The sequence below is a fragment of the Novosphingobium lentum NBRC 107847 genome (genome assembly GCF_001590965.1).
GTDB classification, from domain to species: Bacteria; Pseudomonadota; Alphaproteobacteria; order Sphingomonadales; family Sphingomonadaceae; genus Novosphingobium; species Novosphingobium lentum.
Window position 1 is genome coordinate 31,933 of sequence record NZ_BCTW01000008.1, and the last position, 17,983, is coordinate 49,915.

At 67.7% G+C, this 17,983-nt stretch carries 20 protein-coding genes; 15 read left to right on the forward strand and 5 right to left on the reverse strand.

What is annotated here, in order from left to right; all coding sequences use genetic code 11:
- The first annotated feature begins 2 nt into the window (after positions 1-2).
- The 9 genes from NL2_RS08435 to NL2_RS08475 all read left to right on the forward strand — a co-directional run bounded on the left by NL2_RS08435 (position 3) and on the right by NL2_RS08475 (position 6,127).
- Positions 3-329 (forward strand): phosphoribosyl-ATP diphosphatase, encoded by a 327-nt coding sequence (locus tag NL2_RS08435; RefSeq protein WP_068073691.1) that lies wholly within the window; start codon positions 3-5, stop codon positions 327-329.
- A 23-nt stretch (positions 330-352) separates the two neighbouring features.
- A complete protein-coding gene (locus tag NL2_RS08440) occupies positions 353-730 on the forward strand; it encodes a histidine triad nucleotide-binding protein (protein WP_068073693.1) in 378 nt (125 codons plus the stop codon).
- Positions 731-824: 94 nt separating this feature from the next.
- On the forward strand, positions 825-1,286 hold the full coding sequence (locus NL2_RS08445) for a YbgC/FadM family acyl-CoA thioesterase (protein ID WP_068073695.1): 462 nt from the start codon (positions 825-827) through the stop codon (positions 1,284-1,286).
- A gap of 8 nt (positions 1,287-1,294) precedes the next feature.
- A complete protein-coding gene (gene tolQ, locus NL2_RS08450; protein WP_068073985.1) occupies positions 1,295-2,005 on the forward strand; it encodes a protein TolQ in 711 nt (236 codons plus the stop codon).
- A 4-nt stretch (positions 2,006-2,009) separates the two neighbouring features.
- Positions 2,010-2,459: an ExbD/TolR family protein gene (locus NL2_RS08455; RefSeq protein ID WP_068073697.1), complete on the forward strand. Its 450-nt coding sequence runs from the start codon at positions 2,010-2,012 to the stop codon at positions 2,457-2,459.
- 10 nt (positions 2,460-2,469) lie between these two features.
- A complete protein-coding gene (tolA, locus tag NL2_RS08460) occupies positions 2,470-3,450 on the forward strand; it encodes a cell envelope integrity protein TolA (protein WP_245647621.1) in 981 nt (326 codons plus the stop codon).
- Positions 3,447-4,868, forward strand: a complete 1,422-nt coding sequence (tolB, locus tag NL2_RS08465; RefSeq protein WP_084355982.1) for a Tol-Pal system beta propeller repeat protein TolB — start codon at positions 3,447-3,449, stop codon at positions 4,866-4,868. The genes tolA and tolB overlap by 4 nt, the downstream gene beginning before the upstream one ends.
- A 58-nt stretch (positions 4,869-4,926) precedes the next feature.
- Positions 4,927-5,457, forward strand: a complete 531-nt coding sequence (pal, locus tag NL2_RS08470; protein WP_068073699.1) for a peptidoglycan-associated lipoprotein Pal — start codon at positions 4,927-4,929, stop codon at positions 5,455-5,457.
- Positions 5,458-5,593: 136 nt separating this feature from the next.
- Positions 5,594-6,127, forward strand: coding sequence for a J domain-containing protein (locus NL2_RS08475; protein ID WP_068073701.1), 534 nt, complete (start codon positions 5,594-5,596; stop codon positions 6,125-6,127).
- A 118-nt stretch (positions 6,128-6,245) separates the two neighbouring features.
- Here NL2_RS08475 and NL2_RS08480 read toward each other — a convergent pair whose 3' ends face one another.
- Genes NL2_RS08480 through NL2_RS08495 form a run of 4 tightly spaced genes read right to left on the reverse strand, consistent with a single transcriptional unit; the run spans position 6,246 to position 9,152 of the window.
- Positions 6,246-7,457, reverse strand: a complete 1,212-nt coding sequence (locus tag NL2_RS08480) for a CCA tRNA nucleotidyltransferase (RefSeq protein WP_068073703.1) — start codon at positions 7,455-7,457, stop codon at positions 6,246-6,248.
- Positions 7,450-8,046: a CoA pyrophosphatase gene (locus NL2_RS08485; RefSeq protein WP_068073707.1), complete on the reverse strand. Its 597-nt coding sequence runs from the start codon at positions 8,044-8,046 to the stop codon at positions 7,450-7,452. Before NL2_RS08485 ends, NL2_RS08480 begins: the two co-directional genes overlap by 8 nt.
- Positions 8,043-8,615, reverse strand: a complete 573-nt coding sequence (locus tag NL2_RS08490) for a DUF1285 domain-containing protein (RefSeq protein ID WP_068073709.1) — start codon at positions 8,613-8,615, stop codon at positions 8,043-8,045. Before NL2_RS08490 ends, NL2_RS08485 begins: the two co-directional genes overlap by 4 nt.
- A gap of 27 nt (positions 8,616-8,642) precedes the next feature.
- A complete protein-coding gene (locus tag NL2_RS08495; RefSeq protein ID WP_068073710.1) occupies positions 8,643-9,152 on the reverse strand; it encodes a GNAT family N-acetyltransferase in 510 nt (169 codons plus the stop codon).
- A 126-nt stretch (positions 9,153-9,278) separates the two neighbouring features.
- On the opposite strand from NL2_RS08495, the gene egtB reads away from it, so the two are divergent.
- From egtB to NL2_RS08520, 6 genes are all read left to right on the forward strand, one after another.
- The gene (gene egtB / locus NL2_RS08500) at positions 9,279-10,637 is read left to right on the forward strand and encodes an ergothioneine biosynthesis protein EgtB (protein ID WP_068073713.1); all 1,359 of its coding nucleotides are present in this window, start codon (positions 9,279-9,281) and stop codon (positions 10,635-10,637) included.
- Positions 10,638-11,633, forward strand: a complete 996-nt coding sequence (gene egtD / locus NL2_RS08505; protein WP_068073715.1) for an L-histidine N(alpha)-methyltransferase — start codon at positions 10,638-10,640, stop codon at positions 11,631-11,633.
- Positions 11,634-11,752: 119 nt separating this feature from the next.
- Complete coding sequence (locus NL2_RS08510) at positions 11,753-13,171, forward strand: cytochrome ubiquinol oxidase subunit I (RefSeq protein WP_068073718.1); 1,419 nt, start codon at positions 11,753-11,755, stop codon at positions 13,169-13,171.
- A complete protein-coding gene (gene cydB, locus NL2_RS08515; RefSeq protein WP_068073720.1) occupies positions 13,168-14,172 on the forward strand; it encodes a cytochrome d ubiquinol oxidase subunit II in 1,005 nt (334 codons plus the stop codon). Before NL2_RS08510 ends, cydB begins: the two co-directional genes overlap by 4 nt.
- Positions 14,159-14,311 carry a DUF2474 domain-containing protein gene (locus tag NL2_RS20730; RefSeq protein ID WP_084355983.1) on the forward strand — a complete coding sequence of 51 codons (153 nt, stop codon included), beginning with the start codon at positions 14,159-14,161 and terminating at the stop codon, positions 14,309-14,311. The genes cydB and NL2_RS20730 overlap by 14 nt, the downstream gene beginning before the upstream one ends.
- A gap of 103 nt (positions 14,312-14,414) precedes the next feature.
- Positions 14,415-16,721 (forward strand): FdhF/YdeP family oxidoreductase, encoded by a 2,307-nt coding sequence (locus tag NL2_RS08520; protein ID WP_068073724.1) that lies wholly within the window; start codon positions 14,415-14,417, stop codon positions 16,719-16,721.
- An 11-nt stretch (positions 16,722-16,732) separates the two neighbouring features.
- Here NL2_RS08520 and NL2_RS08525 read toward each other — a convergent pair whose 3' ends face one another.
- Entirely contained in the window at positions 16,733-17,944 is a 1,212-nt protein-coding gene (locus tag NL2_RS08525) for a cation:proton antiporter (protein WP_439646888.1), read from the reverse strand.
- Between the last annotated feature and the right edge of the window lie 39 nt (positions 17,945-17,983).

A 17,983-nucleotide genomic window follows, 5' to 3' on the forward strand; every position in this document is an offset into this window, starting at 1 on the left:
CGATGGACCACGCAGCGATCCTTTCCCGGCTCGAAGCCACGATTGCCGAACGGCTGACCGGCGATCCCGCATCAAGCTACGTCGCCAAGCTCAACGCGCGCGGCGTCGGCAAGATCGCGCAGAAAGTGGGCGAGGAAGCGGTCGAAACGGTGATCGCGGCGCTGTCCGGCAACGATGCGGAACTGGTCGGCGAAGCGGCGGATCTGCTGTTCCACCTCATCGTGCTGCTGGCCGCCAAAGGCGTGCCGCTTGCCGATGTGCTGGCCGAACTGCAGCGCCGCGAAGGCACGTCGGGCATTGCCGAAAAGGCCGCGCGTCCAACCACCTAGCGTACTATGCCGAGGAGCACGCGATGAGCGTCGATGCCACCCAGCCTTATGACGACCGGAACATCTTCGCGAAGATCCTGCGCGGTGAAATTCCATGCCGCAAGGTCTATGAGGATGACTTCGCGCTCGCCTTCCACGACATCAACCCGCAAGCGCCGATGCATGTGCTGGTCATCCCCAAAGGTGCGTTCGTGAGCTGGGACGACTTTTCGGCCAAAGGCACCGAGGCGGAGATCGCCGGGTTCGTGCGCGCGGTGGGCACGGTGGCGCGCGATGCCAGGCTGGTTGCGCCGGGGTATCGCCTGTTGGCCAACGCGGGAACCGACAGCCACCAGGAAGTGCCGCACCTGCATGTTCACCTGTTTGCCGGGCGTCCGCTGGGGCCGATGCTGGTGCGCTGAGCGCCTTTGGGCACGACAGAATGAGTCCTGCGGGCGAGGAATGGTTAACGCGGCCTTGCCCTCGGTTCGCTCCGGCGGCTAGAACGCGGGCTTCATGCCGTTTCCCGAACCCCAGACCGGCCGCTTCGACGGCGCGACCCACCTGTTCCCGGTGCGCGTCTATTTCGAGGACACCGATCTTTCGGGCGTGGTCTACCATGCCAACTACTTGCGCTGGTTCGAACGCGCGCGGTCCGACATGCTCCGCGTGCTGGGGGTCAACCAGCGTGCGGCGCACGAAGCGGGCGAGGGCGCCTATGCCGTGAGCGAACTGGCCATCCGCTACTTGCGACCGGCGCGGCTCGACGACGCCGTGCTGGTGCGCAGCGAGACTGTCGAGGTTGCCGCCTCCAGCTGCCGCATTGCGCAAGCGGCATGGCGCGGCGATGTGCTGCTGGCCAGCGCGACCGTCCGCGCCGCTTTCGTCAGCCCCCAGGGCCGCCCCCGGCGCCAGCCGCGCGACTGGGTGGCCGCCTTCCAATCCGTGCTTCGGCCCGCGACTGCAGAAAGTCCTTAATCCGCATGATGGTGTTATCTCTCCTGGCCTCCGCCGCCGGTTCCGGCCTCGCCTCACCCAGCAGGCTCGATCCGGTGCGCCTGTTCCTTGATGCCGATATCGTGGTGCAGGCGGTGATGGCCGGGCTGATCCTGGCCAGCGTGTGGACGTGGACGATCATCGTCGGCTTCTCGCTGCGGATCGGGCGGCTGCAGCGCCGCTGCGATACCTATGAAGGCGAATTCTGGCAGGCGCGCGACATCGACGCGTTCCAGAAGGAAAACGCCAAGCGCGACATTCCGTCGGCGCGCGTGGTCAACGCCGCGCTGGGGGAATGGCGGCGATCGACCGCCGGCAGCAACGTGGACCGCGAAGGCACGCGCCAGCGGCTGGGCAGTGCGCTCGACGGCGCCGTCACGCAGGAGAGCGACCGGCTGGCCAACCGGCTGAACTTCCTCGCCACGGTGGGTTCTGTGGCGCCGTTCATCGGGCTGTTCGGCACGGTGTGGGGCATCATGGACAGCTTCTTCAGCATCGGCGCGCAGCAGAATTCCTCGCTCGCGGTGGTGGCACCGGGCATTTCGCAGGCGCTGTTCGCCACCGCCATCGGCCTGTTCGCGGCGATCCCGGCGGTGATCGGCTACAACCGCTTCTCGCATCGCGTGAACCGGTTCGAGACGCGGCTCTACCGCTTTGCCGACCGCTTCCACGCCTCGCTCAGCCGCGAGCTGGAGCAATAACGCGATGGCAATGAACCTTTCATCGGGCACATCGGGGCGTGGCCGGCGCGGGCGCGGCGGGCGGGCGCCGATGGCCGAGATCAACGTAACTCCGCTGGTCGATGTGATGCTGGTGTTGCTGATCATCTTCATGGTCACCGCGCCGTTGCTGGTTGCCGGGGTGCCGATCGAATTGCCCGACAGCCGGGCCAAGGCGCTGAGCCCCGATCCCGACCAGCTGACGTTGAGCATCGATGCATCGGGCAAGGTGTTTCTCGACGATCAGCCGCTGGCGCCGGGCGAACTGGCCGATCGGCTGTCGCGCTGCGCCAGCGCCGCGAAACCGCCGCTGATCACACTGCGCGCCGACCGGGGGCTGGATTACGGCCGGGTGATGGCGGTGATGGGTGAGTTGAATGCCGCGGGCTGCAACAGCGTCTCGCTGGTCACCAACAGTTCATCGCAGGCGCCATAGCGGTTCGTCGATGCGCGCCTTACTCTCTCCCGCCGGGCAGACGCCCGCAGGCTCCGGATTTTCCGAGCCCCGCACTGCCGGCCTGACCCGGGAAGAGCGGATCGCGCTGGTCGTGGCCATTGCGGCGCATGTCGCGCTGGCCGTAGCCCTGACGATGGGCGCGCCGGGCCGCAAGCCGGTGCCGCTGCCCGAGCGGATGACGGTGACGTTTTCCGATCAGGTCGCGCTGCAATCGACCTCACCCGAACCGCAGGCGCAAGCCGCGCCCGAGGTCGCACCCGATCGCGGGGAGGCCCAATCCGCGCCACAGCCCGAACCGTTGCCCGTGGTGCAGCCGCAGCCTCAACCCCCACCTCAGCCCATGCCGCAGCCTGCGCCGCGCGTGGAACCGGCACCGGTGCCGCAGCCGCGGCCGATTGCCCGACCCGCGCCCAGGGCCGTCGCGCGTCCGGTGGAGCGACCCGCCCCGCCCGTTGCTGCGCCGCGTCCACAGCCGCATCCTGCGGCCAAGCCGGCACCGGCCAAGCCCGCTGCGCGCCCGTCGGACGATCGCCCGCGCCGCCGCCCCGATGCCCCCGAAGGTGCGAGCCGCGTCGGCAACGATTTTCTCAAGGGCATTCCCGGCTCGCAGGCCGCCGGCGCCAGCAGGAACCCGCCCGCCGCCACGATCGGTCCGCAAGTCGCCGCCTCGCTGCGCGGCGCGGTGTCGCGCCAGCTCAAGCCGCACTGGGTCGCGCCGCAGGGCGTCGATGCCGACAAGCTGGTGACCGTGCTGGCGTGGGATCTCAACCCCGACGGCAGCCTGGCCGGTCGTCCGCGCGTGGTCAGCCAGGACGGCATCAACGATGCCAACCGCCCGCAGGCCGCTCGCCACGCCGAACAGGCGATCCGCGCGGTGCAGCTTGCCGCGCCGTTCGATTTGCCGGCAGAATTCTACAGCGGCTGGAAACACGTCGCCGCGTTCCGTTTCGACAGGAAATTGTCCCAATGATCTCGCCATCCTTCCCGACCTCCCGTTCGCTTGCCGGATCGCTGGCCTTGGCGTTTGCGCTGCTCGCCGGCCCGGCCATCGCGCAGAAGGCGTCGCTGCCGGTGTCGAGTGCGCCGACCGCAGCCGCGACCGATGCAGCTGCCGACACGGGCGGACTGACCGGGTCCGTGTCCGACGAATCGACTTGGCAGGACCTCGGCATCGCCATCCCGGCGTTTGCCACCGACAGCGAAGTGCCGACCGCGGCCGAAGGCGGCAATACCGCTGCATTGGGGCGCAACCTGGCGGGAGTGATCACTGCCGATCTGAAGAACAACGGCCTGTTCAAGCCGACCGGGCCCGATGCCTTGCCCGGCATCGCCTATCCCGAAGTCGCCGCGCCGCTATTCCCGACGTGGCGCTCGCGCGGCAGCGAGATGCTGGTGCAGGGTTTCGTCAAGGGCGCGGCGGATGGCAGGCTGACGGTCGGCTGCTATCTTTACGACGTGGCGCTGGGCACCGAACTGGCGCGGCAGGGCTATGTCGTGCAGCCGGGCGAATGGCGCCGCGCCGCGCACAAATGCGCCGACATGGTCTATTCGCGGCTCTCGGGCGAAAGCCCGTTCTTCGACAGCCGCATCGCCTATATCGCGGAGACCGGGCCCAAGAACCACCGGGTCAAGCGGCTGGCGATCATGGATTCGGACGGCGCCAACCACCGCTTCATCACCAACGGGCAGGCCACCGCGCTGACCCCGCGCTATTCGCCCGACTACAAGTCGATCGTGTACCTGTCGTACCTCAACGGCTTTCCGCGCATCTTCGTCTACGATATCGGCAGCGGCCACCAGCGGCTGGTGACGCAAAGCACCAACGCCACGTTCGCGCCACGCTGGTCGCCCGATGGCAAGACGATCCTCTATTCGATGGCCGTGGCCGGCAACACCGACATCTATCGCGTATCGGCGCAAGGCGGTCCCTCGACCCGGCTGACCGATTCGCCGGGGATCGACGTCGGCGGCAGCTACTCGCCCGATGGCAGCAAGATCGTGTTCGAAAGCGACCGGTCGGGCAGCCAGCAAGTCTATGTGATGAACGCCGATGGATCGGACCAGCGCCGCATCAGCTTTGGCGGTGGCCGCGCGGCGACGCCCGAATGGAGCCCGCGCGGCGACCAGATCGCGTTCACCTCGATCGCCGGAAACTTCCGCATCGCGGTGATGAGCCCGGCGGGCGGATCGGTCCGGACGCTCACCGACAGCTGGCAGGACGAAGCGCCGACCTGGTCGCCCAACGGCCGCATCATCCAGTTTTTCCGCACCGCCAAGGGTTCGGGCAAGGGTTCGCTGTGGCAGGTCGATCTGACCGGCAGCAACGAACGCCGCCTCAACACCCCGGTCGATGCGTCCGACCCCGCCTGGGGACCCGTTCTGCCTTGAGCGGGTTTTTGAATCAGCCGATACGGGTCGCACCGTTGACGAGCGAAGGAGACTAGCCATGCCCCGTCTACTTTTTGGATCGCGCCCCATTTTCGCGGCGACAGTGATCGCCGGCAGCCTTGCGCTGGCCGCGTGTGGCGCCAAGGCGCCCAAGCAACTGCCGCCCGAACCGGGCACCGGATCGACCACCACGACCATGCCGCCGGCCGGTCCGACCGCGCCGGTGCCGGGCAGCCAGGCCGATTTCGTCGCCTCGGTTGCGTCCGATACGATCCATTTCGACACCGACCGGTTCAACATCGACACCGCATCGATGGCGACCTTGCAGAGCCAGGCGCAGTGGCTGGGGCGCTATCCCGCCAAGCGCGTGACGCTGGAAGGGCATTGCGACGAACGCGGCACGCGCGATTACAACATCGCGCTGGGTGAGCGCCGCGCCAACTCGGCCAAGAACTATCTCGTCAGCCTGGGCGTCGACGCCGCGCGCATCACCACGGTCAGCTACGGCAAGGAACGCCCCATTGCGCTGGGTTCCGATGAAGCGAGCTGGGCACAGAACCGGCGCGCAGTCACCGTCACCGTTCAGTAGCGTCGGTTCCGCCAATCCGGCGTAATCCCGGTGCTTGCGCAAAAAGGGACTTTCCACCCGCGCCATCCCGTCGCAAAGGCGGGGATTCATAGCGCGGGCGACTCCCGGGCTGGCTTATACCGATCGAGGCGTAGCGATGGCCCGGCATGGACGATCCACCGACTGGGGCTTTCCCCGATGGCGCGGCTATAGCGGCGGCCGCGAAGCCGCGCCCGTGCGGTTGTGCGATCGCTCGGGCTGCGATGACCGGGGCGATTGCCCCGCGCCCAAATCGCCCAACAGCCCCGAACGCTGGTACTTCTGCGAGAAGCACGCAGCCGAATACAACTCGGGCTGGAACTATTTCGAAGGGCTGAGCAAGGAAGAAGCCGCCGCGCGCGAAAGCGACGAGCGGCGCGATGCCGGCGGCTACAGCGAGGCGGCGCACTATGCCTGGGCCGGATCGGGCGATGGCAGCCGCACCCGCGATGAAATGCGCGCGCTCGACCTGCTGGGGCTGGAGCCCGATGCCGATTTCGAGGCGGTCAAGAAGGCGTGGCGGTCCAAGGCCAAGGAAGTCCACCCCGACGTCCGTCCGGGCGATGCCGATGCCGCGAAAGCGTTCCAGGCGCTGCAACTGGCCTACGAAGTGCTCCGCGCGGGCGAGGAGCGCCGCGAATGGAAGGGCTGACCGGGCCGAACGACTGCATCAATGCCAACCCCGTTCGTGTCGAGCGTAGTCGAGACATGTCGCGCGGTGTCTCGACTACGCTCGACACGAACGGGCGGCGCGTTTTGAACCGGAAGATTTAGGCAGCGTTGCCCTGCAACGTCGCCTCCAGCAATTCCGCCACGCGGGCTGCATCGGGAAAGCCTTCTGCCACCCACCGCGCCTCGACCGTCTGGAGGATTCGCGCCACCTCCGGGCCGGGACCGATGCCGCGCGCGACGATGTCGCCGCCCTTGATCGGTAGCCGCGGCTTTTCCCAGCCAGCGAGCGGCGCAACCGACTGTCCCGCGATCAGCAACCGGTCGATCGCCGCATCGCGGCCGATCCGATAGGCCAGCGCGCGCGGATCGCCGGTGGACGAGGCATCGTCGCCGCGGGCCACCACCGACAGGCGCTTGCGCTGCGCGATCGACAGCCGCAGCCGCGCGGCCAGCTGCTCCGCCAGCGCGGGCTCAGGCGGCAGCAGCGCCGCCAGCCGCCGCAATCCGTCGCGCGCAACGCCTTGTGACCGTTCCTCCATCACGAGTGCGGCAAGCGCCTGCGGGCCGGCCTCGCGCACTTCGGGCAGGACTTCGCGCAGCACACCCAGTTCGGCCATTCGCGCGACGGTCGGCGCTGGATCGGGCAACGCCAGCAGGTTGAGGAGTTCCCAGCCCACCCGTTCGCGCGACAGCGCCTTCATCCCGGGCGCGAGTCGGGCGCAGGCGCTTTCGGCCTCCGTATCGGCAGGCAGCGAGCCGAACCGCGCCTGGAAGCGGAAATAGCGCAGGATGCGCAAGTAATCCTCACGGATGCGCTGCTCGGGATCGCCGATGAAGCGCACCCGCCGCGCCGCCAGATCGTCCAGCCCGCCGAAATAGTCGGCCACCGTCAGCTCGTGCGGATCGGCGTAAAGCGCGTTGATGGTGAAATCGCGCCGCGCCGCGTCGTCGCGCCAGTCGGACGAAAACGCCACGGTGGCGCGGCGGCCGTCGGTCGAGACATCGCGGCGCAGCGTGGTGATCTCGACGTTGCCGTGCTCGCGGATCGCCGTGACGGTGCCGTGGGCCAGCCCCGTGGGTACGCTGCGGATGCCCGCGGCGTCGAGCCGGGCGATCACCTCGACCGGTTCGAGCGTGGTCGCCACGTCGATGTCGGCCACCTCCTGCCCCAGCAGCGTATCGCGCACCGCGCCGCCGACAAACCGGCAGGCTTCGCCGGCGGGATCGAGCGCGGTGAGCAGTTCGGCCAGGTCCGCGCGCTGCGTCCATGGCGCGGGCGGCAGGCGAGTGATGGGTCCGCCTTCAGCCATGCCAGGCGATCCTGCGCGCAAGGTTGGCGATCATTCCGGCGGTCACGCCCCAGATGCGATGGCCATTCCACAAGATTTCGAGATAATCGCGCGTCACGCCGTTCCAGGTGCCCGTTTTGACCTGGTGGTTCGCCGAATCGAGGATATAGCCGAACGGCGGTTCGAACCAGTCGGCCACTTCGTGCGGGTTGGGATGGATCGGCAGGTCGGCCGGTATCACCGCCAGCACCGGGGTAATGACATAGCCCGAGCCGGTGCTGTAGCGGTCGCTCGCGCCGATCACGGTGACATCGGCGGCGCGGATGCCCAGCTCTTCCTCGGCCTCACGCAACGCGGCTTCGATCGCGGATTCGCCGGGATCGATCTTGCCGCCGGGAAACGCCGCCTGGCCGGGGTGCGAGCGCATGTTGGTGGGGCGATGGATGACCAGCACCCCGGGTTCCGCCCGGTCGGTGACGGCCACCAGCACCGCAGCTTCGCGAAGATCCTCGCGTCCGGAAAAGCGCGAATCGTCGCGCAGTCCTTCCACCGGCTCGGCATGCCCGGCGCCATACAGCGATTGCAGCCGGTCGATCAGCGGCGCGGTCATGGCGCGGGCGCCAGCACGAACGTCGCGCCGTTGCTTGCCACCGCCAAATCGCCGCCATCGGCCCTATCGAGCGCGTGATCGACCAGCTGGCCATACGTGCTGCGGTTCAGCCGCGCCTCGGTGCCGTATCGCACCGCGAGGTAGATCGCGGGAACATCGGCGCTGCCCGCGATCCGCAACGGATGATCCGGCCCGGCGATCACGATGTCGTCGCTGTTGAGCCGGAACGCCAGCACCGGGCGGCCTGTGGCATCCTGCCGCACTTCGACATCGGTGGCGAGGAAGGCGGCATCGTCCACCGCGATGGCCAGGCGCTCGAACGGAGTCATCAGCCAGTGCTGGCCATCACCATCGCGCGCGAGCAGGCTTGAAAACGCGCGGACCATGGCCGGACGGGTGATCGCGCCGCCCTGGTGAAACCACGTGCCGTCACGCGCGATGCGCATCTCGCTGTCGCCGGTCCGCTCGGGCGTCCACTGGTCCAGCGGGGGTAGGCGGCGCGCGTTCGCGGCCTCGGCCAGTTCGGCCAGCGACAGCGCGGCAAGTTCGGGAGGGGGGACATAGGGCATCGTTGCAACCGCCGATGCCAGATCAGCCTACCCGCGCCAAGGCCCCAGCAGCCCTTCGGCCGGCAGGACGGCGGGATTGGCGCTGCGGCACAGCAGGCGGCGCTGGTCGAACGGGCCGGGCAGGCGCCATCCACCGGTGTGCGCGTTGGTGAAGCCGAAGAAGCGTTCGTAGTATTCCGGATCGCCGATCATCACTTGCGGCAACGGCGCGCGCGGATCGATCGCGGCGATGCTCGCCAGCACCAGCGCCTTGCCATAACCCTCGCCCTGCAGCGCGGGAAGCACGGCCACGGGGCCGACCATGATCATCGGATGACGCCGCTTGTCGGGATCGGTCAGCGCCACCGGCCAGCACTGGATCGTGCCCGCCAGCATGTCGTCTTCATCCAGCGCGGCAAAGCTCAGCGCGGGCAGCCATTCGGTGCCCTCGCGCACCTTGTAGGCAACGCGCGCCCGGCGCTCCGGCTCGAACGCGGCGTCGAGCAAGTCCTCGACCAGAGCGCCATCGACATCGGCAAGGGGAATGATATTGGCCAAGCGGCTGGTCCGTTCGGGAGATTGCGCGGGAGCGGCGCCGATAGACGCGCGTGCGGCTGGTCGCAAGCGCGGGAACGCGCTAGGCCGGTGGGCGTTAGTGCCGTCGAGTGACAGGGGACCTCCGCCATCGCTTCGCGAACGCAGCCTTTAGAGCATCAGCAACCCGACGCGCGACCGGCTCTGGCCGATCGCTATCGCGCCTTGCGTGCGCTGACCACGGCGCTGGCCGCGCCGCTGTCGGACGCCGACGCGACGATCCAGTCCATGGACGATGCCTCGCCTACCAAATGGCATCTGGCGCACGTCACGTGGTTTTTCGAGACATTCCTGCTGCGCGACCGTGTGCCGGGCTATCGTCTGTTCGACGATCGCTTTCCGTTCCTGTTCAACAGCTATTATGAGGCCGAAGGCGCACGCATCGGGCGGTTTGCGCGCGGGATGCTGTCGCGCCCGGCGCTGGCCGAAATCGTGGCCTGGCGTGCGCATGTCGATGATGCGATGATGCGCCTGCTGGAACGCGATGACAGCGTAGCGGCGCTGATCGAACTGGGCCTGGCGCACGAACAACAGCATCAGGAACTGCTGCAGACCGACATCAAGCATGCGCTGTTCCAGAACCCGCTGGGTCCGGCGCTGTGGGATCAGCCATCGCCACCGGAATTGCATCCCCGCGGAGGCGGGGACCTCGGGCCTGCGCAGCGCGGGTTTGCTCCTGCGCGAGGTCCCCGCCGTCGCGGGGACGCAGGACATGGCGGGGATGCTGGCGAAGCGCCATGGCTAACCCATCCCGGCGGTATCGTGCGGATCGGGCACGATGGCACCCACTTCGCCTTCGATTGCGAAGGGCCGCGCCACGACGTGCTGCTGCAACCGTTCGCGCTGTCGCGCGCGCTGGTCTCCAACGCCGACTGGCTGCAGTTCATCGCCCACGGCGGCTACCGCACCGCTGCGCTGTGGCTGTCCGACGGCTGGACCTGGGTGCAGCGCGAAGGCATCGCCGCGCCGTTGTACTGGCGGCAGGATGACGGCGGATGGCAGCGCTTCACGCTCACCGGCTGGCAACCGGTCGATCCGCAGGCTCCGGTCACGCACATCTCGCAGTATGAAGCGGATGCCTTTGCTGCATGGGCGGGCGCGCGGCTGCCGCTCGAAGCCGAATGGGAAGCGCTTGCCGCCAGCCACGATAACGGCGGTGGCGTCCAGCTCGACTTGGCAGGCCCGGTCGACCCCCGCGCCGAACTGCAACCGTCGCTCCACGGCAATTGCTGGCAGTGGACGCGATCGGCGTACCTGCCCTACCCGCGTTTCCGCGTCGCCGATGGGGCAGTGGGCGAATACAACGGCAAGTTCATGAGCGGGCAGGCGGTGCTGCGCGGCAGCAGTTGCGCGACCCCGCGCGGGCACAGTCGCGAAACCTACCGAAACTTCTTCTACCCCCACCAGCGCTGGCAGTTCACCGGGCTGCGACTCGCGAAGGACCAGTAAATGGCCGAGCCTCACCTGAAGCCCACGCTGCGCATCGTCGATGAAGGCGCGGACGGCGTGGATCGCGCCTTCCGTGCCGATGTGCTCGCCGGCCTGTCGCAGCGCCAGAAAGCCGTGCCGGCGCGCTGGTTCTACGACGAGCGCGGATCGCAGTTGTTCGAGGACATCACCCGGCTCGCCGAATATTACCCCACGCGCGCCGAAACCCAGATCCTCGCCGCGCGCGGTGCAGAATTCGCCGCGCTCACGGGCAAGGGCCGCGCCGTGGTGGAGTTCGGATCGGGCAGCAGCGTGAAGACGCCGCACCTGCTGCGCGCGATCGCGCCTGCCGCCTATGTCCCGATCGACATCTCGGGCGATTTCCTGCGCGAATCGGCGGCGTCGCTCGCGGCCGATTTCCCGGGCCTGCCGGTGCTTCCGGTCGAGGCAGACTTCACCAAGAAAGTCGCGCTGCCATCGCAGCTGGCCGGATCGCCGATGCTGGGGTTCTTTCCCGGATCGACCATCGGCAATCTGGTGCCGTCGAGCGCGGTCGATCTGTTGCGGTCGATGCGCGAGACGCTGGGCGAGGGTTCGCAGCTGCTGATCGGGATGGACCGGATCAAGGATCCCGCGATCCTGATCGCCGCCTATGATGACCCGGAAGGCGTGACCGCCGCGTTCAACCTCAATCTGCTGTCGCGCATCAACCGCGAACTAGATGGCGACATTCCGGTGGAGCAATTCGCCCACCACGCGCTGTGGAACGATCAGCTGGCGCGGATCGAGATGCATCTGGTGGCGCAACGCAACGTGGCGTTCGAGGTCGCCGGGCAGCGGTTTGCAATGCGCAGCGGCCAGACGATCCACACCGAAAACAGCCACAAGTACGACCCGCGCAGCGCGACCATGCTGCTGGTCGCGAGCGGCTGGACGCCGCTGGCCGAGTGGCAGGACGACGACGCGCGGTTTGGCCTGGTGCTGGCCGAAGCGAGCGAACCGAGATCTGCGCCGTAGCATCGCGATTGCGCGTGGTGCACACCACATCACGACATTTGCATTCGTGAGCTTGGTGCAGAAGGCGTAGAGGGCAGGCGCGGCCCATATCACTGTGCCGCGACAGGGGAGAACGGGTCGTGTTCGCAGGGTTCGATGCAACGGAACTGGCGCGGATGCAGTTCGCGTTCACCGTGAGTTTCCACTTCATCTTTCCGTCGTTCTCGATCGGGCTGGCCAGCTTCCTCGCCGTGCTTGAGGCGCGCTGGCTGATGACCGGCAAAGACCTTTATCTCGATCTGTTCCGCTACTGGCTGAAGATATTCGCGGTGGCGTTCGCCATGGGCGTCGTTTCCGGGCTGGTGATGTCCTACCAGTTCGGTACCAACTGGTCGGTGTTCTCCGATCGCGTCGGCCCGGTGGTCGGCCCGCTGATGGCCTATGAAGTGCTCACCGCGTTTTTCCTCGAAGCCGGGTTCCTTGGGGTGATGCTGTTCGGGATGGAGCGGGTGGGGCGCAAGCTGCACTTCGCCGCCACGCTGATGGTCGCGCTGGGCACATTCGTTTCGGCGTTCTGGATCATCTCGGTCAACAGCTGGATGCAGACGCCCACGGGTTACGAGATCGGCGCCAACGGCCAGTTCCTGCCCGGCCCAAGCTGGCTGGCGATCATCTTCAACCCCAGTTTTCCCTACCGGTTGGTCCACACCGTGATCGCCGCGTACCTCACCACCGCGTTCGCGGTTGGCGCGGTTGGCGGCTGGCACCTGCTGCGCGACCGCGGCAACGCCCACGCGCGCAAGATGTTCTCGATGGCGATGTGGATGGCCGCGCTGGTCGCGCCGGTCCAGATCCTGGCGGGCGACCAGCACGGGCTCAACACGCTGCAATACCAGCCGGCCAAGGTCATGGCGATGGAAGGGCACTTCGAAAGCCACCCCCACGGCGCGCCGCTTTACCTGTTCGGCCTGCCCAACGACCGCACCCAGCACCTCGACTATGCCATTGGCATCCCCAAGGCATCGTCGCTGATCCTCAAGCACGATCTCAATGCGCCGCTTGCCGGGCTGGACACCATCGCGCCCGCCAAGCGCCCGCCGGTGTGGATAGTGTTCTGGAGCTTCCGGGTGATGGTCGGACTGGGCTTCGCCATGCTCGGGATCGGGCTGTGGAGCCTGCTGGCGCGCGCGCGGGGCAAGCTTTACGACTGGCCCTGGCTGCACCGCGCGGCGCTGGCGATGGGGCCGTCGGGCTTTGTGGCGGTGATCGCCGGCTGGGTCACGACCGAGGTCGGTCGTCAGCCGTTCACGGTCTACAACCTCCTGACCACAGCCGAAAGCCGCAGCCCGATCGCGGCGCCTGCCGTGGCGGCGTCGCTCGCCGCGTTTGCGGTGGTGTACTTCGCGGCGTTCGGCATCGGCGTGTGGTACATCCTCAAGCTGATGGCGGATCCGCCGCATGCGCATGAACCGCCGCTCGAGGAAGAGGAAGCAGGGCCTGTGCGCACCGCCGGGATCACGCCCGGCCCGGCCCGGCCAGCGGCGGGAGGTGCGGCATGAGCGCGTTCGACCTGACCTCGATCTGGGCGTTCGTGATCGCGTTTGCCGTGCTGATGTACGTGGTGATGGACGGGTTCGATCTGGGCATCGGCATCCTCTTCCCGTTCTTCAGCGTGGGCGAGGAGCGCGATCAGGCGATGAACGCGATCGCGCCGGTGTGGGATGGCAACGAGACCTGGCTGGTGCTGGGCGGTGGCGGCCTGTTCGCGGCGTTTCCGCTGGCCTATGCGATCATCCTGCCCGCGACCTATCCGCTGATCATCGCGATGCTGCTGGGGCTGGTGTTTCGCGGCGTGGCCTTCGAATTCCGCTGGCGCGATCCACGCCATCGCGCGTTCTGGGACATGGCGTTCACTGCCGGATCGGTCGTGGCCGCGCTGGCGCAAGGGATCACGCTGGGCGCGCTGCTGCAAGGCGTGCACGTCGAAGGGCGCGCCTATGCCGGAGGCTGGCTCGACTGGTTGTCGCCGTACTCGGTGCTGACCGGGCTGGGGGTGGTGGCCGGTTATGCGCTGCTCGGCGCGTGTTTCCTGGTGATGAAGGTGGAAGGCCGCGCCGAAGACCATGCGTTTCGCCTTGCGCGCATCGCCGCCTTCGCCACGCTGGCGCTGATGGGCGCGGTGAGCGTGGCCACCCCGTTCCTGTCCGAAGGCTACCGCGAACGCTGGTTCACGATGCCCGCGCTGCTGTTCGTGGCGCCGGTGCCGATCGTGACCGCCGCGCTCGCGCTGGGGCTGCTGCGCGGACTGGCGAAGCGCCAGACGTACGCGCCGTTCCTGTGCGCGCTGGGCATCTTCGTGCTGGGCATGGCGGGGCTGGGGGTGTCGATGTGGCCCTACGCGGTCCCACAGTCGGTCACCATCTGGCAAGCCGCCGCGCCGGAACGCAGCCAGGTGTTCATGCTGGTCGGCGTGGCGATCATCATGCCCATGATCCTGGCCTACACCGCGTGGGCTTATTGGGTGTTCCGCGGCAAGGTGGGCACGCATGGCTATCATTGACCCCCGGCTCGACAGGGCGCGGCGCGGCGATGCCCGCCCGCTGCGCCAGCGGATCGGCTGGATGGCGGCGATCTGGCTGGGCAGCGTCCTTGCGCTCGGGCTGGTGGCGATGACCTTGCGCTGGCTGCTGCACGCCTGAGCATTCTTTCATCGCCCTGATCCGGCACCACCGCGCCCTTCGCGCGTTGTCGAGCCGGGATCATTGCGGCCCTTGCGGGCCAGCGACGGAAGGCGTTCGAACCATGGCCGATAGCGAAGACCTGCCGCATTCCCCCGGCCCCGCTGGTGGGTGGGGATCGATGAAAGGCATTGCCGAGATTTTCGGCGAGACGTGGTCCACGCCCGGCTCGCTCGCCAGCTTGCGCAAGCTCAACAAGCCCAAGGGCGTGATGTGCGTGTCGTGCGCCTGGCCCAAGCCCGCCAACTATTCGGCGTTCGAATTCTGCGAGAACGGCGCGAAGGCGACACTGTGGGAATCGACTTCGCAACGTTGCACGCCCGCGTTCTGGGACGATGACGGTCACACCGTGACCGCCTTACGTGAATGGCGCGACCACGATCTGGAAATGGCCGGGCGCCTGACGCATCCGCTGCGCTTCAATCCCGCGACCGACCGCTACGAAGCGGTCGGCTGGGACGAGGCGCTGGCCGACATCGGCGCCAAGCTGAAGCCGATGGAGCCCGACAGCGTGGTGTTCTACGCCTCGGGCCATGCAGGGCTGGAAGCGTCGTATCTTTACGCGCTGCTGGCGCGGGCGTTCGGCACCAACAACCTGCCGCAAAGCTCCAACATGTGCCACGAGACGACCTCGGTCGGGCTGACCAAGGTGATCGGATCGCCGGTCGGCACGGTGGTGTGGGACGATCTGGAACAGGCCGACGCGTTCTTCTTCTTCGGCCAGAACCCCGGCACCAACAGCCCGCGGTTCCTCCATCCGCTCAAAGCCTGCAAGGATCGCGGCGGCAAGATCGTCACGTTCAACCCGGTGATCGAGCAGGGCCTCGTCTCGTTCATCGACCCGCAAAGCCCCACCGCGATGCTGACCGGCAAGGAGACCAAAATTTCCGACCACTACCTGCAGGTCAAGGCGGGCGGAGATATCGCCGCGATCCTGGGCTTGTGCAAATGCGTGGTCGAGGCGGACGATGCGGCGAAGGCGGCGGGCAAGGCCGAGGTGATCGACCACTTGTTCATCCAGCAGCACACCACCGGGTACGACACCTTTATCGCCCGCTGCCGCGCGGTGCCATGGGCGGAAATCGAGCAGGAAAGCGGGCTGGCCGAAGAAGCGCTGCGCGAGGCGGCGCAAGTCTATATCGCCGCCGAACGCGTGATCGGCGTCTATGGCATGGGGCTGACCCAGCACATCCACGGCGCGACCAACATCGCCATGCTGGTCAACCTGCTGCTGCTGCGCGGCAACATCGGGCGGGCGGGGGCAGGGTGCTGCCCGGTGCGCGGGCACAGCAACGTGCAAGGCCAGCGCACCGTGGGCATCGCCGAAAAGGTTCACCTGATCCCGGTCGACAGGATCAAGGCGCTGTTCGACGTCGACACGCCGAAGCAGGACGGCATGGCCATCGTCGATGCGGTCGAAGCGCTGATCGCGGGCAAAGTGCGCGCGTTCGTGTCGCTCGGCGGCAACCTGCTGCGCGCGGTGCCCGACCAGAAGCTGATGGAAGCCGCGTGGGCGGCGCAGGACCTGACCGTGATGATCTCGACCAAGCTCAACCGCAGCCACCTGTTCCCGGGCAGGACCGCCTATATCCTGCCCTGCCTCAGCCGGATGGAGGAAGATGTGCAGGCGGGCGGCGTGCAGGCGATCACCACCGAGGACAGCTTCTCGATGATCAACGGCTCGATCGGGCACCGCAAGCCCGCGTCGGAGCACTTGCGCAGCGAACTGGCGATCGTCACCGGCATCGCCAAGGCGGCGCTGCCGCCGTCGGACAAGCTGAAGTGGGACGAATGGACCGGCGACTACGCGCTGGTGCGCGACCTGGTCGAGCAGACCTACCCCAAGGATTTTCGCGACTACAACGCGCGGATGTTCGAGCCCGGCGGGTTCTATCGCGGCAACGCGGCGCACGAGCGGGTGTGGAAGACCGACAGCGGCCGTGCGGTGTTCACCACCCCGGGCGAGCTCAATTCGCTGGGCTTCACCGATGCGCCGGGCCGCTTCCGCCTGATCACGATGCGATCGAACGATCAGTTCAACACCACGATCTACGGCTATTCCGACAGGTTTCGCGGCATCGAGGGCACGCGCGACGTGCTGCTGATGAACCCCGATGACATCGCCGAGGCCGGGCTGGTCGATGGGCAGCAGGTGCGCATGGTCACCGACGTGGACGACGGCACCGATCGGCGGCTGGGCGGGCTAAAACTCACCGCCTACAAGCTGCCGCGCGGGACGGTCGCGGGGTACTATCCAGAATGCAACGTGCTGGTGCCGCTGTCGTACCACGACGAACTGTCGAAGACGCCCGCGTCCAAGTCGATCCCGGTGCGGATCGAGGCTGATCCCGTAGAGGTCGTCGCCGCCTGACCAGCGACGGCTCAGGCCAGTCCCGGCAGCTTTCGCGCCACGATCGGTATCGTCAGCATCGTGCTGCCCACCGCCATCAGCAGCAGCGCGGTGAACGTCTCGCTGGTGATCACCCCGCGATCGAGCAGGATGTTGGCGAAGATGATCATGATCAGCGCCTTGGTCTGCAGCAGCCAGCCGATGACCGACGCCTCGCCCTTGTCCCAGCGCAGGAGGCGACCCGCCAGATGGACGCCCGCCAGCTTGCCGGCGACCGAGGCGACCAGCAGCAGCGCGGCGGCGGCGAACACTTGCGCGCCGCCCACACCCCAGCTGGTGCGCAGTCCGGTGCTGAGGAAGAACACCGGCATCACCGCCAGCAGGATGTTGTCGCGAAACGCATCGAGGCGCGGTTCGTCGAACCACTGCTTGTCCATCACCGCGCCGGCGATGAACGCGCCGACCATGAAGTGCAGCCCCGACCAGTCGGCCGCAAAGCCGCAGGCGGCCAGCCAAACCAGCCCCACATACCAGCGGTCGTTGGCGGGGATGGCGCGTACCAGCTTGCGCACCAGCACGGCGGCAATCGCGAACGCGGCCAGAAACGCCGCCTGCCGCCCCACGCGCTGCCAGTCGAGCAGGATCAGCGCCAGCACGCCCCAGATCGCCACGTCGTCGAGGCTGGCATAGCGCAGGATGCGCTGGCCCAGCGGCTGTCGCAGGATGGCGAGCTTTTCGAGGAACAGGACCAGAATCGGCAGCGCGGTCACCGCGCAGGCCATGCCGATGCCCAGCACCACCTGCCAGCGCGTGCCCGAAGGACCAATCCAGCCGGGCCACTGCAGCATCACCAGTGCCGCGCCCGCACCGAACAGCAACGGCACCGCCAGCGCGAGGCCTGAGGTCAGACCGGTCTCGCGGCGGCGCTGCCACGCCTCGCCCAGATCGAGTTCGATACCCGCCACGAACACGAACAGCATCACCGCCCACCACGCGATGCCGTTGAGCGCGCCCACCACCTGCGGGTTGAACACATAGGCGTAATAGGCCGGAAACGCCGCGCCCAGCACGCCGGGGCCGAGCAGGATGCCGCCGATGATCTGCACCACCACCAGCGGTGCATAGTGATCGGTCCGCGCCAGCCGCCACACGAGGTAGGGCGCGGCAAAGATGATCAGCAGCGCGATCAGGAACACTTCGGTGGTGTTGTGCATCGCCGCTCCCCCCAGAGCCCGTCCGGTCATCATCCGCGCCGGGGATGATCCCTACGCTGCCGGGCCGGA